Below are 14,445 nucleotides of genomic sequence, written 5' to 3'. Positions count from 1 at the left end.
GCCTGCCGTGCGATTCGGTGTCCTGGGGGCCTTGGAGGTGTGGTCCGCCGACGGCGAGACGGTCGCCGCCGGCGGACCGCAGCTGCGTGCGCTGCTGGCGATGTTGCTGCTGAACGTGGGCCGGACGGTGGGCGTGCGGCGGCTCGTCGAGGGGCTGTACGGCCCGCAGGCGCCGAGCGGCGCGGCGCACGCCCTGCAGTCCCAGGTGTCCCGGCTGCGCCGCCGGCTCGGGGCCGCGGGCGAGACAGGGGAGCTGCTCCAGCATGGTCCCGCCGGATACCGGCTGCTCGTCGATCCCGACGACGTCGACGTGCACCGATTCGAGAGGCTCGCCGGCGAAGGGCGGCACGTGCTGGCCGCCGAAGACCACGCCGGCGCCGCCCGGCTCCTGGGCGAGGCCCTGGGACTGTGGCGGGGGCCGGCGCTGGCCGACGTCATCGACGCGCCGTTCGCCGGGGAGCAGGCCGCCAGGCTGGAGGAGTTGCGGATCTCCGTGCTCGAAGACCTGGTCGAGGCGCGGTTGGCGCGCGGTGAGCACCGCGACCTGGCGGCGGAGCTGCCGGAGTCCGTGGCGGCGCATCCGCTGCGGGAACGTCTGCGCGGACAGCTCATGCGGGCCCTGTACGGGAGCGGCCGGAAGGCCGAGGCGCTCCAGGTGTTCGAAGAAGCGCGGCGGACGCTGGCGGAGGAGCTCGGTGTCGATCCCTCCCCTGAGCTCGGCGGCGTGCACGTGGCGGTGCTGCGCGCCGGCTCCTCGCCCCCCGAGGCGGCGGGAGGCGGCGTTCCGGCCCAGTTCACCAGTTTCGTGGGGCGCGACGGCGACCTCGAACGCGTCCGCGCGCTGCTCGGCGAGCGACGCCTGGTCACGCTCACCGGGCCGGGCGGGGTCGGCAAGACCCGGCTGGCGATCGAGGCCGCCGGGCGGGAGCGGGATGAGGTCCGCTTCGTCGACCTGGCCCCGCTCGCCGACGGCGCGGCCGCCCCGCAGGCCCTGATCAACGCGCTGGGCTTGCGCGAGGCCGGGCTGGTGCCCGCGCTGTCCGGTCCGCTCGACCCCGTGGAACGGCTGATCGCGGGGCTGGCCGATCGGCGGGTGCTGCTCGTCCTGGACAACTGCGAGCACGTCGCCGCCGAGGTCGCCGCGCTCGCCCGGCGGCTGCTGGCGGCCTGCCGCGACCTGCGGATCCTGGTCACCAGCAGGGAGAGGCTGGGCATCACCGGGGAGACGCTGCACTCGGTCCCGCCGCTGCCCCTGGACGGCGGCGCCCCGGAGGCCCTCGGCCATCCGGCGGTGCGGCTGTTCGCCGACCGGGCCGCCGCCGTACGGCCCGGCTTCCTGATCGACGACGCCAACGTCGACGCGGTGCTGCGGCTCTGCCGGGCGCTCGACGGACTGCCGCTGGCGATCGAGCTCGCGGCCGCGCGGATGCGGTCGCTGACGCTCGAGGAGGTCGAGGCCCGGCTGGACGACCGGTTCCGGCTCCTGTCGCGTGGCGATCGCTCGGCGGTGCCCCGGCACCGGACGCTCCGCTCGGTCGTCGGGTGGAGCTGGGACCTGCTGAGCCGCCCCGAACAGGCGCTGGCCGCGCGGCTGACGGTCTTCAGCGGCGGCGCGCCGCTCCACGCGGCCGCCCGGGTCTGCGGGCCGTCCGAGGGCGAGGTCGTCGAACTGCTCGCCGACCTCGTCGACAAATCCCTGGTGGAGGCCGGCGGGGGCCGGTACCGGATGCTGGAGACCGTCCGTGAGTTCTGCGCCGAGCGGCTGGCCGACGACGGCGAGCGGGAACGGCTGAGAGCGGCCCACGCGGCGTACTTCCTCGAATCGGCCCGGGCCGCCGAGCCGCACCTGCGCGGTCCTGACCAGCTGGAGTGGCTGGACCGCCTCGACGCCGAACGCGGCAACTTCCACGCGGCGCTCCACTGGGCGGCGGGGGCCGACCCCGTGCTCGGGCTCCGCCTGCTCGCCGCCCTGTCATGGCAGGGGCAGTTGCGGGGCCTGCCCGGCGAGCGAGCCGCGGTGGCCGCAGGCCTGCTCATGACGGTCGGCGACGAGCCGCCCGCCGGCCTCGAAGAGGAGTACACCCTGTGCCTGGCGCACGCCGCGGCCGCCGACAACGTGCACGATCGGCGACTGCGCGACCATCTGGAGCGCCTTGCCGATCGGCGTCTGCGATACCCGTTCCTGCGCGTCCTGCGGTTCATGGTGAACGGCCCCTGCCACGCGGACGGGGAGGTCCCCGCCGATCCGTGGTCCCGAGCGTTCACCCGCCTGGAATCAGGGGTCAAGAGCCTCCTCGCCGGCGAGCGGGACACCGCCGAGGAGGCGTTCCGCGCCGCGCTGGAGGGGTTTCGCGGGACGGGGGACCGCTGGGGAGTCCTCACCGCCCTGGAGCAGCTGGCCGGGTTCGCGGACGGGCCGGGGTTCGCCGCGCTGATGGCGGAGGCCATTGACCTGGCGGGACGGCTGGGCGCGGTGGAGGACCTGACCAGGCTGCTCGTCAGGAACGCCGACGGGCTGGCCGACGCCGGCCGGCTGCTCGCCGCGCGCGCGGAGTACGAGCGCGCCATCGAATTCGCCCGCCGCGCCGGAACGCCCGAGACCCGGGCGGGCGCCCAGCGCGGGCTCGCGGACGTCGCGCGCCTGCGCGGCGATCTGCCGGCCGCCCGCGAGCTGTACGACCGGGCGCTGCGAGGCTGCGGCCGGGCATCGATGGGCGGCGCGTTGACGCGCTGGCGGATCCTCATCGGCCTCGGCCGGATCGCGGAGGCCGAGCAGGACGTCGGCCAGGCCCGCCTCCGCTACCGGCAGGCCCTCGCCGCCGCGCGCGCGTACGGAGATCGTCCGGCCGCCGCCGACTCGGCTGAGGCTCTGGCCGCGGTGGCCGCGTTCAACGCCGCCGGGCGGTGAGGGGGCGGTGTGCGGGTGGTGAATGCGTGGTGAGCGGGCCCTGCCAGCCTCGTGGTCATCGCCTATCACTGACAGGAGACCGACATGACGGACCTGAAGGGCAAGACCGCGCTGGTGACCGGCGCCTCACGGGGAATGGGCCGAGCCATCGCCCAGCGACTGGCCGCGGACGGCGCGCTGGTGGCGGTGCACTACAGCCGCAACGCCGACGCCGCCAAGGAGACGGTGGTCACGATCGAACAGGCCGGCGGTGAAGCCTTCCCGGTCCAGGCGGAATTCGGCACGGACGGCGACGTGCGGACGTTGCTCACCGGCCTGACCGCGGGCCTGCACGGGCGACCGCTGGACATCCTGGTCAACAACGCGGCCTGCGGAAACCAGGACACGGTGCGGGCCGGGTCGGTCGATCGGCTGACCCCCGGCCAGTTCGACGAGGTCTTCGCGATCAACGTGAAGGCGCCGCTGTTCCTCATCCAGGCGACACTGCCGCTGATGCCCGACGGCGGGCGCATCGTCAACATCTCCTCGCTCGCCACGCGGGTCGCCCTGCCCGGCCAGATCGCCTACGCGATGACCAAGGGCGCCCTGGAGGTCATGAGCCGGACGCTGGCGAACGCGCTCGGCGAACGCGGCATCACGGTGAACACGGTGAGCCCCGGCAGCACCGACACCGATGTGACCGACACCCTGCACAACCCCGAGATCCGGGCCGTCCTGACGGGCCTGACCGCGCTCGGCAGGATCGGCCGGCCGGCGGACATCGCCGACGCCGTCGCCTTCCTCGCCTCGGACGACGCCCGCTGGATCACCGGCAACGTGCTCGACGCCACCGGCGGCGCGTACCTCGGCCCCATGTGGGCACGCTAGCCTCCCGCTGCCGCCCGGGGCGGGCAGAGGCCCGCCCCGGACCTGCCGGGCGCTCGCCGCTCAGCCGCGCCAGCCGTCGCCGTCCACCCCGCCCGGCACCTCGGCCGTGGGGTCGTAGGGGGTGCGGGTGAAGACGAAGGTGTTGAGGTCGAGGTGGCCGGGCGAGCCGTCGGCCCGGCGGACCAGGCTCAGCCGCTCACCGGCGTAGTAGCCGTCCAGGCCCAGCCAGGTCCCGTCGGCCTGGGCGACGAAGCGCGAGGCCCGGCCGCCGCCGCCGATCGGTTCGAGGGACAGGCCGCGCTCCGGCAGCAGCCGCAGCGCGTAGGCGCTCGGCCCCCAGTACCACGGGCCGGTCAGCTCCAGCAGGTCGGCGTCGGCCGCGGTGGGCTCCCACTCCGCGGGCAGGTGCGGCTCGTGCTCGTCGAGGATGGCCAGCAGCTCCGTCAGCAGGGTGCGGCTGGCCCCCGAGGTGGCGTTGGCCATGAACAGCACACCCACCCGGTCGGACGGGTCGGCCCAGACCGTGGACAGGAAGCCGGGCATGGAGCCGCTGTGGCCGGCCAGGCGGCGGCCGCCCGCCCGGGTCAGTTGCAGGCCCAGGCCGAAGCCGCCGGTCCAGGCATCGCCGTCGTCGACGATCGCCGGCTCGCGCATCTCGGCCAGCGTGGCCGGGTCGAGCACGCCCGCGGTCTCACCGGCCAGGAACGCCGCCCACCGGGCGAGGTCGGCGGGGGTGGACCACAGCTGCCCGGCCGGGGCCATGGCCAGCGCGTCGTGCTCGGGCTCGGGCAGCAGCACGTCGGCCCACGGGTGCACGGCGTAGCCGGTGGCGTGCGGGGCGCGCGGCCGGGATGTGGTCTGGCTCATGCCCAGCGGCTCCAGCACCTCCGCCCGTACGGCCTGCGCCCAGTCGACGCCCCGGTGCCGGGCGACCAGCTCGCCCAGCAGGGCGAAGCCCAGGTTGGAGTAGTGGAAGCGGCGGCCGGGCCGGTGCCGGGCGGTCTCCGGGCCGAGCAGCCCGATCAGCTCCTCCACCGGCATGCCCGGGGTCCGCTCCCACCACTGGCCGGGCGGCTCGGCGGTCAGCCCGGCGGTGTGCGACAGCAGCTGGGCGACGGTCACCTCGCCGACCGGCGTGCCGGGGACGTGCTTGCCGATCGGGTCGAGCAGGTCCAGGCGGTCCTCGTCGCGCAGCCGCATGACCACGGTGGCGACCATGCTCTTGGTGATGGAGCCGATGCGGTACTGGGTGGTCTCGGTGGGGGCGGCGCCCTCCACCCGGCCGCGCGAGCCGAACCAGGCGATCCGCCCGTCGCGCACCACGGCCGCCGTCAGGGACGGCAGCCGTGACCCGGCCTGCTCCACCGCGATCCTGCGCAGCAGCGCGCGGGCCGTACTCTCCAGAACCGGCGACATCAGATGACCTCTCCCCGACACGATGACATGGCCCAAGGCTAGTGCCGTACGAGCTTCGCCAGCATCCCCGGCCGATCCCTCCGGTGTGTCACGGTCAGCCGCCGCGTTCGTCGCGCGGTACCGCGAGGCGGCCGGAGTGCCCGGGTGCCTCATGTCGACGCCGGGCAGCGGTGTTCGTCGGATTTCCGGCCGCTGCTGGGCGACGGGAAGGATCACCCGAAGGTGATGGCCACTTTGACGTCGTCCGGCTGGGTGGTGAAGGCCTCGGTATATCGCTCGAGCGGTACGCGCCGGGAGATCAGCCGGCCGAGCCAGTCCAGGTCCGCTCTGGCCAGGGCATCCGCCGCCGCGCTGTAATGGCTGAGGTTGGCGTTGACGGATCCGACCACCACGTCGTTCTCCAGGACGATCTCTCGATTCAGGCTGCCCGCGTCGATGGTGAGCCGGCGTCCGGCGGGGGAGACGCCGGTCAGGCAGACGATGCCGTAGGCGGCCGTGGCGGTGATCGCATCGAACACCAGCTGTCCCACACCGGTTGCTTCGATCACGATGTCGGGCTTGGTGGCGGCGACCACGTCGGCGATGCCGCCGCAATGGTAGGTGGCGCCGAGGTCGGTGACGAGTTTCGGTTTGGGGCCGCCGGTGACGCGGTCCAGAACGTGGATGTCCAGGCCGTGTTGCATGCCGAGTAGCGCGGCCAGCAGCCCGATCGGGCCCGCGCCGGCGACCAGGGCCGTGCGCGGCTGAAACCATGCCCGTGCGCCGACTCTCTCGACCTGTTCCCACGCCTTGGCGACCACGCTGGTGGGCTCCATCAGCATGCCGATCGTGACGAGGGCCGGGTCGATCCTGACCGCGTAGTCGGCCTCGACGCGCCAGGACTGGCTGGCATAGCCGTCGAGTTCCTTGATACCGCGTTCGGTGTAACGGCCGTTGCGGCACATGTCGAACTGCCCGTGCGCGCACGCACCGCAGGGCACGGGGTCCGGGCGCCGTACCACGCCGACGACGAGATCGCCCGGGGAGAAGCCGCTGCCGTCCGGTGCCCGCCGTACGCGGCCCAGCGACTCGTGCCCGATCACGAGCCTGTCACGGCCGGGCGGCGCCCAGCCGTAGTCACCGGCGGCGATCTCCTTGTCGGTTCCGCACACGCCGACGGCGAGCGCGTCGACGAGGAGGTCGTTCTCGCCGGGTTCCGGATCGGGGACGTCGGTCACCGCCAGGGAGTTCTTGCGCTGTGGGACGACGGTCAGTGCGCGCATGGCCGGTGCTTCCTTCCGATGGGCGATGTGTATGAGCGATGCGGAGGCAGTCAGGTCACGGCCGGGCCGATGCCGCCACAGCTGTCGCCGGCCTGCACGGCGGCGGTGAACTCCAGCAGGGTGCGGGCGAGCGTCTGCTGGGTGGCGGGCGGCAGGCGGGTCAGCGCGGCGGCGATGTGACGGCGGCGGGCGGCGCGTAGACGTTCGATGGCCTGGTGGCCGAGCGGGGTGACGTCGATGCTGACCTCGCGGCGGCTGTGTGATGCGAGAAGGCGGGTGAGCAGTCCCGCGGCGTCGAGCCGGGTGACCAGACGACCGGTCGCGGAGATCGACATGGTGAGGTGGGTGGCGAGGGCACTGAGGTTGAGGGGGCCATGCCGGTCGACTGCCAGCAGTACGCGCAACTGTATGACGGACAGGCCGCTGTATTCGGCGGCCGCGTTGAGCGTCATCTCGACCAGGACGAGCGAGGCCGCCTCCACTCGCCAGGCCGCGTCGGCCGGGTCGTCCAGCGGGCCGGCCGCGGCCTCGTGGACCTCGTCGGTGTTCATCCACGCTCCTGTCGGGTCGGTCGGCGGCGGTTGCGGTGTTGAGGTCATGCGGGGAAGGCGATGCTGGTGAACGCGCGCTCGTCGCCGGTGCTGTCGGGCGGGATGCAGCCTTCGGCGATCACCCAGGTGGTGCGTCCCAGATGGTCCATGGTGGTCAACTCCTGTCGCGGAGGGTCTGTGGCGGGCCCGGCCGTCGCCCGATCCGGCGTTCGGGGTAGGCGCCGAGGTTGTCGCCCCGCTGGGCGGCGGCGAGAATCTCCGCCAGGTGGAGTGCCTGGCGGCCGACGCCGGCCTGTTCGATCTGGGTACGGCAGCTGAACCCGTCGGCCAGGATCAGGGTGTCCGGGTCGGCCGCGCGCACGGCGGGAAGCAGTTCCTGCTCGGCACAGGCCATCGACACCTTCAGGTGACCGGCGGTGAAGCCGAAGTCTCCGGCCAGGCCGCAGCAGCCGCCGACCGCCTCCAGGTGGATTCCGGCGCGGGCCAGCAGGTCGCGCCCACAGGGGGAGCCAGCCCATGGCGTAGTGGGCGGCGGGCCGGGGCCGCCCCGCGTAGTGGTGGGAGAGGAACTCGGCCTTGTAGGTGGCCATGTCGACGTCCATCGGGCAGTCGTGCTTGCAGCCCTTGCACGCCAGGCACAGATCGAGGGCGTCCCTGACGGCCGCCGACCGCCAGCCGTCGCGCACCGTGGAGTCGGCGTGGCCGCCCAGCATCTCGAACAGCAGCCGGGCCCGGCCTCGCGTGGAGTGCTCCTCCTCGCCAGTGGCGCGGTAGGAGGGGCACATGACGCCGCCGGTGTGCCGGCGGCACTGGCCGACGCCGACGCAGCGCATGACGGCGCGCTGGAAGCTGCCCTCGTCGTCGGGGTAGCCGAAGTGGACGCTCGGGTCGGCCGGGGTCCAGCCGGTACCCAGGCGGAGGTTCTCCTCGATCCGGTAAGGGGCGACGATCTTCCCGGGGTTCATCCGGTCCGCGGGGTCGAAAACGGCTTTGACCTGTTCGAAGGCGGTCATGACATCGGCTCCGAACATCTTGGGCAGCAGCCGGCCGCGTGATTGGCCGTCACCGTGCTCGCCCGACAGGGATCCCCCGTAGGCGATGACCAGGTCGGAGGCCCGCTCCAGGAAGGCCAGGAAGGAGGCGATGCCGTCGGCGGTGAGGAGGTCGAACGGGATCCGGGTGTGCACGCAGCCCTGCCCGAAGTGCCCGTACAGCGCGGCGTCGCCGTAGTCGAACTCCTCGAAGAGTGCGCGCAGGTCGCGCAGGTAGTCGCCGAGTCGTTCCGGCGGTACCGCCGAGTCCTCCCAGCCCTCCCAGGTCTCGCGCATGCCCGGCACACGTGCGGTGGCTCCCAGACCGGATTCGCGGACCTCCCACAGGTGTTTTTCGGTCTTCTCGTCGTCGAAGAAGGCGATGTGCGGCGCGTGCTCGGTGCCGTTCAGGGCGTCGGTCAGGGCCCGTGCCCGGTCGTCGGCCTCGCGCTGGGAGTCGGCGCCGAAGGACACCATCAGCCAGCCGCCGCCTTCGGGCAACTTGGCCAGGGCCTCGGGGTGCATGCCCTTGCGCCGCTCGAAGCTGACCAGCTTGTCGTCCACACCTTCGAGCTGGAGCGGGTGGTGCTCGGCGATGGGGGGCACCGCGTCGGCGGCCGCGGCGATGTCGTGGTAGCCGAGCAGGACGAGGCTCTCGGCCTTGGGCGCCGGCACCAGGCGCAATTCGGCCCGCAGCACGGTGACCAGGGTGCCCTCGGAGCCGACCAGTGCTCTGGCCAGGTGGAAGGCGCCGCCCGGCAGGAGCTGGTCGAGGTTGTAGCCCGACACCCGTCGCGGGATGTCGGGGAAGCGGCGGCGGATCTGCTCGGCGTGGGTGTCGACGATCTCGCGCAGCTCGCGGTAGATCCGTGCGTCCCGGCCGCCTGCGGCGAGGATGCGCGCGTACTCCTGCTCGTCGGTGGCGCCGACCCACATCCGGACGCCGTCATAGGTGAGGATCTCCAGGCGGGAGACGTTGTCGGCCGTCTTGCCGTACGCCTGCGCGGTGGACCCGCAGGAGTTGTTGCCGATCATCCCGCCCAGGGTGCACTGGGAGTGCGTGGACGGACGTGGCCCGAACATCAGCCCCGTGCCCGCCAGCTTCTCGTTGAGCACGTCGAGCACGATTCCCGGCTCGACGACGCAGGTCCTGGCCGCGGCGTCCACCGACACCAGATGGTCGCAGTACTTCGACCAGTCGATCACCACCGCGGCGTTGCACGTCTGCCCGGCCAGGCTGGTGCCGCCGCCCCGCGAGGTGACCGGGGCCCGGTGTGCACGGCAGACGGCGATCGCCTCGACGGCCGCGTCGGGGGTGCGGGGAACGACCACGCCCAGCGGCACCTGCCGGTAGTTGGATCCGTCGGTGGAGTAGGCGCCGCGACTGCCGGGGTCGAAGCGGACCTCGCCGTCCACCCGCGCGGCCAGATCATGCTCCAGGTCGCGCAGCCGGATGTACGGCTGGTCCGGCCGGGTGGTGACCGGGGCGGGCAGGGAGACGCTGCGGCTCATCGCGATCACCGTCCAAGCTGGGAGATCTTGTCTTTGAACAGGGTGGTGGCGATCGCCGCCTTGTGCGGCTGCCCCTTGAGGAAGGCCTGGGCGAACTTGATCGCCTGGTCGTGGCTGACCTTGCCGGGCATCGGCGGCTCGTTGGGGTTGACGTCGACGTCCACCAGCGCGGGCCCGTCGTGCGCCAGCGCCTGGCGTACGGCCTCGTCGACCTGTCCGGGGTCGGTGACCTTGCGGCCGTAGGCGCCGCAGGAGCGGGCCCAGGCGGAGAAGTCCGAGGCCGGTTCGGCGAACCGCACGCCGTGCTCGGGGTAGCCGAGCACCATCTGCTCCCACAGGATCTGGCCGAGGGAGTTGTTGTTGTTGATCACCACCTTGATCGGCAGCCGGTGCTGGGCGGCGGTGAGGAACTCGGCCATCAGCATCGCGAAACCGCCGTCGCCGACGAACGCGATCACCTGCCGGCCGGGGAAGGCGTGCTGCATCGCGATCGCATACGGCAGCCCGGGCGCCATCGTGGCGAGGTTTCCCGACAGGTAGAAGCGCCGCTCCCCGCGGATCGTCCAGTGCCGCGCCGCCCAGGTGGCGATCGTGCCGGAGTCGCAGGTGAGGATCGCCTCATCGGTCGCCGCCCGGTCGATGCAGCTCATCAGATACTGCGGGGCGATCGGGTCGCGTTTCGGCGACTCCAGGTCGGCCATGTTCTTCCGCCACCGCTGCATCGCCTTGAGGTATTTGTCCAGGTGCGCCCGGTCCTCGTTGCGCCGCAGCAGGGGCAGCAGCGCGGCCAGCCCCTCCTTCGCATCGCCGATCATCGGCACCTGCGTGGGCATGCGCACACCGGCGCGCGCCGGGTCGGCCTCGATCTGCACCACGCGGACCTTGCCCGGCTCGGGCAGGTGCTTGGTGTAGGGGAAGTTGGTACCGATCATGAGCAGCGTGTCGCAGTCCTCGACGAGCTCCTCACCCGGCTTGGTGCCCAGCAGGCCGATCCCGCCGACCGCGTACGGTGAGTCGTCGGGGATGACGGCCTTGCCGGGCAGCGTTTTGATCACCGGTGCGCCCAGAACGTCGGCGACGGCCAGAACCTCTTCCCGCGCGTGCAACGCGCCGGCCCCGGCCAGGATCGCCACCCTCTCACCGGCGTTGAGCACCTCGGCGGCGGCCTGCAGATCCTCCCGGCGCGGCACCCCCGGCGCAGGCAGGTAGATCGGCGCGGTCGCCGGGGGCCGCGCCGGGGCGACGTGCTGGTAGGGATCGGCATCGGCGGGTGCCACCTGCACGTCGTTCGGGATGCACAGGTGAGCCACGCCGCGCCGGGCGTAAGCGGTGCGGATCGCGATGTCCACCACGCCGGGCAACTGCGCCGGGTTGTCGACGACGAGGTTGTAGTCGGCGACGTCGGCGTACAACCGATCCAGGTGGACCTCCTGCTGGTAGCCGGTGCCCAGCACGCTGGTCTCCTGCATGCCGGTGATGGCCAGCACAGGCTGATGGTCAAGCTTGGCGTCGTAGAGGCCGTTGAGCAGATGGATGCCGCCGGGCCCCGAGGTCGCCAGACAGACCCCGATGCGGCCGGTCGCCTTGGCGTGGGCGGTCGCCATGAACGCGGCCGCCTCCTCGTGGTGGACCAGGACGAATCTGACCCGGTCGGCGTGGCGGCGCAGACCCTCCATGATCCCGTTGATGCCGTCACCGGGCAGCCCGAAGACCGTGTCGACACCCCAGGCGGCCAGCCGTTCGATGAGCACTTCGGAGGCGATGTCAGTCATACCTGCTGGCGTGCCCCGCTTTACAGCACTAAATATTCAACAAGTGGAAACTTTCAACCTTTAATGACTTTAACCATTAGGTGATGATTTGTCGGGTATGGGTGGGTTTACTCACGTCAGGAGGCTCGACGTCAGGAGGGCGCGATGACGGCGATCCGCGCGGTGCGCGCCGCGGCCTACCGCGTGCCGACCGACCAGCCGGAGGCCGACGGCACCCTGGTCTGGGACGCGACGACCTTGGTGGTGGCCGAGGTCGACGCCGAGGAGATCGTCGGCACCGGGTGGACCTACGCGCCCGCCGCCGCAGTGTCCTTCATCACCGAAACCCTCGCCGCGGTGGTGACCGGCGCCGACGCGTTTGACATCCCCGCGACCTGGACGGCGATGGTCCGCCAGGTGCGCAACGCCGGGCGGACGGGAATCGCCGGATACGCGATCTCCGCGCTGGACGTCGCCCTGTGGGACCTCAAGGCGCGGCTGCTGGGAATGCCGCTGGTGCGCCTGTTCGGCGCCGCCCGCCCGGACGTGCCCGTCTACGGATCGGGAGGGTTCACCACCTACGGCGACGCCACCACCGGCGCGCAGCTACGACAATGGGTGCACGGACAGGGAATCCCCCGCGTGAAGATCAAGATCGGCGAGTCCGGTGGCACGGCCGCCGACCGTGATCTGCACCGCGTCGCCCTCGCCCGCCGCGTCATCGGCGCCGACGCCGAACTCTACGTCGACGCCAACGGCGGCTACACCGCCAAGCAGGCCGTCCGCCTGGCCACACGCATGGACGAGCAGGACGTGCGCTGGTTCGAAGAGCCGGTCTCCTCCGACGACCTGGCGGGGCTGCGCCTGGTGCGTATGCGGATCGACGCCGACGTCGCCGCCGGCGAGTATGGCGGCGACCTGACCTACTTCACCCGGATGTGCCAGGCGGGCGCCGTGGACTGCCTCCAGATCGACGCCACCCGCTGCGGCGGCTACACCGGCTGGTTCGGCGCCGCCGTGATCGCCGCCGCCCACCACCTGCAGGTGTCGGCGCACTGCGCCCCCAACCTGCACGTGCCCGCGGCCACCGCCACGGCGAACCTGCGCCACATCGAGTGGTTCCACGACCACGTGCGCATCGAAACCGAGCTGTTCGACGGCGCGGCCGATCCCACCGGCGGGGCCGTCCACCCCCGGGTGGACGCGCCAGGCCACGGCCTGACCCTGCGCCCCGGCGCCGCCGCCGGTTACCGCGTCGCCTGAAGCGGGCAACCACCGAACCCGACAGGAGCCATCACATGCGGATCGAGGACTACGCGCTGATCGGCGACATGCACACCGCCGCCCTGGTGGGGCGCGACGGCTCGGTGGACTGGCTGTGCCTGCCCCGCTTCGACTCCGGGGCCTGCTTCGCCGCGCTGCTGGACGGTCCGCGCGCCGGGCGCTGGCTGCTGGCCCCGGCCGGCCGGCAGGTCTGCACCGGCCGCCGCTACCACGATGACACCCTGATCCTGGAGACGACGTGGGACTCCGCCGACGGATGCGTGCGCGTCCTGGACTTCATGCCGCCCCGAGGTCAGGCGCCCGACATGATCCGGATCGTCGAGGGCGTCCGCGGCCGGGTCGAAATGCGCACCGAGCTGATGCTGCGCTTCGACTACGGCCACGTCATACCGTGGGTTCACCACGACGGCGGCCAACTGGCCGTCGTGGCGGGTCCGGACGCCGCCTGGTTGCAGGGTCCCGCCGAGTTGTGTCCGGATGAGGAGGCTCACCGCACTACCGCCACCTTCACCGTCTGCGCGGGAGAACGTGTGCCGTCCGTGCTGACCTGGCAGTCCTCCTGGCTGCCGCGTCCCGACCCGGTCGACGCCATCGAGTCCCTGAACAGCACGGAGCTACTGTGGAAACAGTGGCTGGAGTGCTGCCGCTACGACGGAAGATACGGCGAAGCCGTACGGCGCAGCCTTCTCACCCTCAAGGCGCTGACCTACGCGCCCACCGGAGGCATCGTCGCCGCCCCCACCGCCTCCCTGCCCGAACAGCTCGGCGGCCCCCGCAACTGGGATTACCGCTACAGCTGGTTACGGGATGCGACCTTCACCCTGCAAGCTCTGATGCGCGCCGGCTACGACGCCGAGGCCACCGCCTGGCGTGACTGGCTGCTGCGAGCCGTCGCCGGCAGCCCGGCCGATCTCCAGATCATGTACACCCTCGACGGCTGCCGCCGGATCCCCGAATGGACCGTCGACTGGCTGTCGGGTTACGAGCGCTCACAACCGGTGCGGATCGGCAACGCCGCTTGCGGGCAGTTCCAGATCGACGTCTACGGCGAGGTCCTCGACTGCCTGGAATTGGCGAGGGAGGCTGGTCTGGCCCCCGACGATGACGCATGGGATCTGCAACGCGTGCTCATGGACTACCTGGAGGGGGCCTGGAAGAAACCCGACAACGGGCTGTGGGAGATGCGCGGACCACGACACGACTTCGTCCACTCCAAGATCCTCGCGTGGGTCGCGGCGGACCGTATGATCTCCGCTGTCGAAAACCACGGCCGCGACGGGCCCGTACAGCGCTGGCGGGCGCTACGCGCCGAGATCCACCGGGACGTCTGTACCCGCGGCTACGATCCCGGCCGTAACACCTTCACCCAGTACTACGGGTCGAAGGGCCTGGACGCCGCGCTGCTGCTCATTCCCCGGCTCGGATTCCTTCCGCTCGACGATCCCCGCGTCGCCGGAACCGTCGAGGCCGTGCAGCGCGAACTGGTCGAGGACGGCTTCGTCCTGCGCTACCGCCCCGATGTCGAAGACGTGGACGCGCTGCCGGGAACGGAGGGCGCCTTCCTGGCCTGCTCCTTCTGGCTGGCCGACGCGCTGGCCCTGCTCGGCCGCCGCCAGGAGGCCCGACGGCTGTTCGAACGGCTGCTCGCTCTCCGTAACGACGTCGGCCTTCTGTCCGAGGAGTACGACGTCACCCGCCACCGGCAGGTCGGCAACTTCCCCCAGGCCTACAGCCACGTCTCGGTCATCAACACCGCGGCCGTGCTCGCCGACGACGGCGACAACCGCACCAGGCGCGCCCGCCATCACCCGGGACAGTCAGTTGCGGGGCCCGAAGGGACGGGGAACTCGATCCGGCGTTAGC

9 protein-coding genes are annotated in these 14,445 nt (G+C 72.1%); 4 read left to right on the top strand and 5 right to left on the bottom strand.

What is annotated here, in order from left to right; translation table 11 throughout:
• The first annotated feature begins 7 nt into the window (after positions 1-7).
• Both BM085_RS04285 and BM085_RS04280 read left to right on the top strand, forming a co-directional pair.
• Positions 8-2,908 (top strand): AfsR/SARP family transcriptional regulator, encoded by a 2,901-nt coding sequence (locus BM085_RS04285; RefSeq protein WP_218158594.1) that lies wholly within the window; start codon positions 8-10, stop codon positions 2,906-2,908.
• 84 nt (positions 2,909-2,992) lie between these two features.
• Positions 2,993-3,775, top strand: coding sequence for an SDR family NAD(P)-dependent oxidoreductase (locus tag BM085_RS04280; protein WP_093885694.1), 783 nt, complete (start codon positions 2,993-2,995; stop codon positions 3,773-3,775).
• 60 nt (positions 3,776-3,835) lie between these two features.
• Here BM085_RS04280 and BM085_RS04275 read toward each other — a convergent pair whose 3' ends face one another.
• The 5 genes from BM085_RS04275 to BM085_RS04255 all read right to left on the bottom strand — a co-directional run bounded on the left by BM085_RS04275 (position 3,836) and on the right by BM085_RS04255 (position 11,319).
• A complete protein-coding gene (locus BM085_RS04275) occupies positions 3,836-5,191 on the bottom strand; it encodes a serine hydrolase domain-containing protein (protein WP_093885693.1) in 1,356 nt (451 codons plus the stop codon).
• A gap of 212 nt (positions 5,192-5,403) precedes the next feature.
• Positions 5,404-6,453, bottom strand: coding sequence for a glucose 1-dehydrogenase (locus BM085_RS04270; protein ID WP_093885692.1), 1,050 nt, complete (start codon positions 6,451-6,453; stop codon positions 5,404-5,406).
• Between the two features lie 50 nt (positions 6,454-6,503).
• Positions 6,504-7,004, bottom strand: coding sequence for a MarR family winged helix-turn-helix transcriptional regulator (locus BM085_RS04265; protein WP_177244945.1), 501 nt, complete (start codon positions 7,002-7,004; stop codon positions 6,504-6,506).
• Between the two features lie 44 nt (positions 7,005-7,048).
• On the bottom strand, positions 7,049-9,547 hold the full coding sequence (locus BM085_RS04260) for an FAD-binding and (Fe-S)-binding domain-containing protein (protein ID WP_342742850.1): 2,499 nt from the start codon (positions 9,545-9,547) through the stop codon (positions 7,049-7,051).
• Between the two features lie 5 nt (positions 9,548-9,552).
• Positions 9,553-11,319, bottom strand: a complete 1,767-nt coding sequence (locus BM085_RS04255) for a thiamine pyrophosphate-dependent enzyme (RefSeq protein ID WP_093885690.1) — start codon at positions 11,317-11,319, stop codon at positions 9,553-9,555.
• Positions 11,320-11,463: 144 nt separating this feature from the next.
• On the opposite strand from BM085_RS04255, the gene BM085_RS04250 reads away from it, so the two are divergent.
• Together BM085_RS04250 and BM085_RS04245 are read left to right on the top strand one after the other, a co-directional pair.
• Positions 11,464-12,561: an enolase C-terminal domain-like protein gene (locus tag BM085_RS04250; protein ID WP_093885689.1), complete on the top strand. Its 1,098-nt coding sequence runs from the start codon at positions 11,464-11,466 to the stop codon at positions 12,559-12,561.
• A gap of 35 nt (positions 12,562-12,596) precedes the next feature.
• Positions 12,597-14,444 (top strand): glycoside hydrolase family 15 protein, encoded by a 1,848-nt coding sequence (locus tag BM085_RS04245; RefSeq protein ID WP_093885688.1) that lies wholly within the window; start codon positions 12,597-12,599, stop codon positions 14,442-14,444.
• The last annotated feature ends 1 nt before the right edge of the window (position 14,445 follow it).

The sequence above is a fragment of the Streptosporangium canum genome, from assembly GCF_900113865.1.
GTDB classification, from domain to species: domain Bacteria; phylum Actinomycetota; class Actinomycetes; order Streptosporangiales; family Streptosporangiaceae; genus Streptosporangium; species Streptosporangium canum.
The sequence above is the reverse complement of the archived record's forward strand: the minus strand, read 5'-3'. Positions and strand labels throughout refer to the sequence as shown.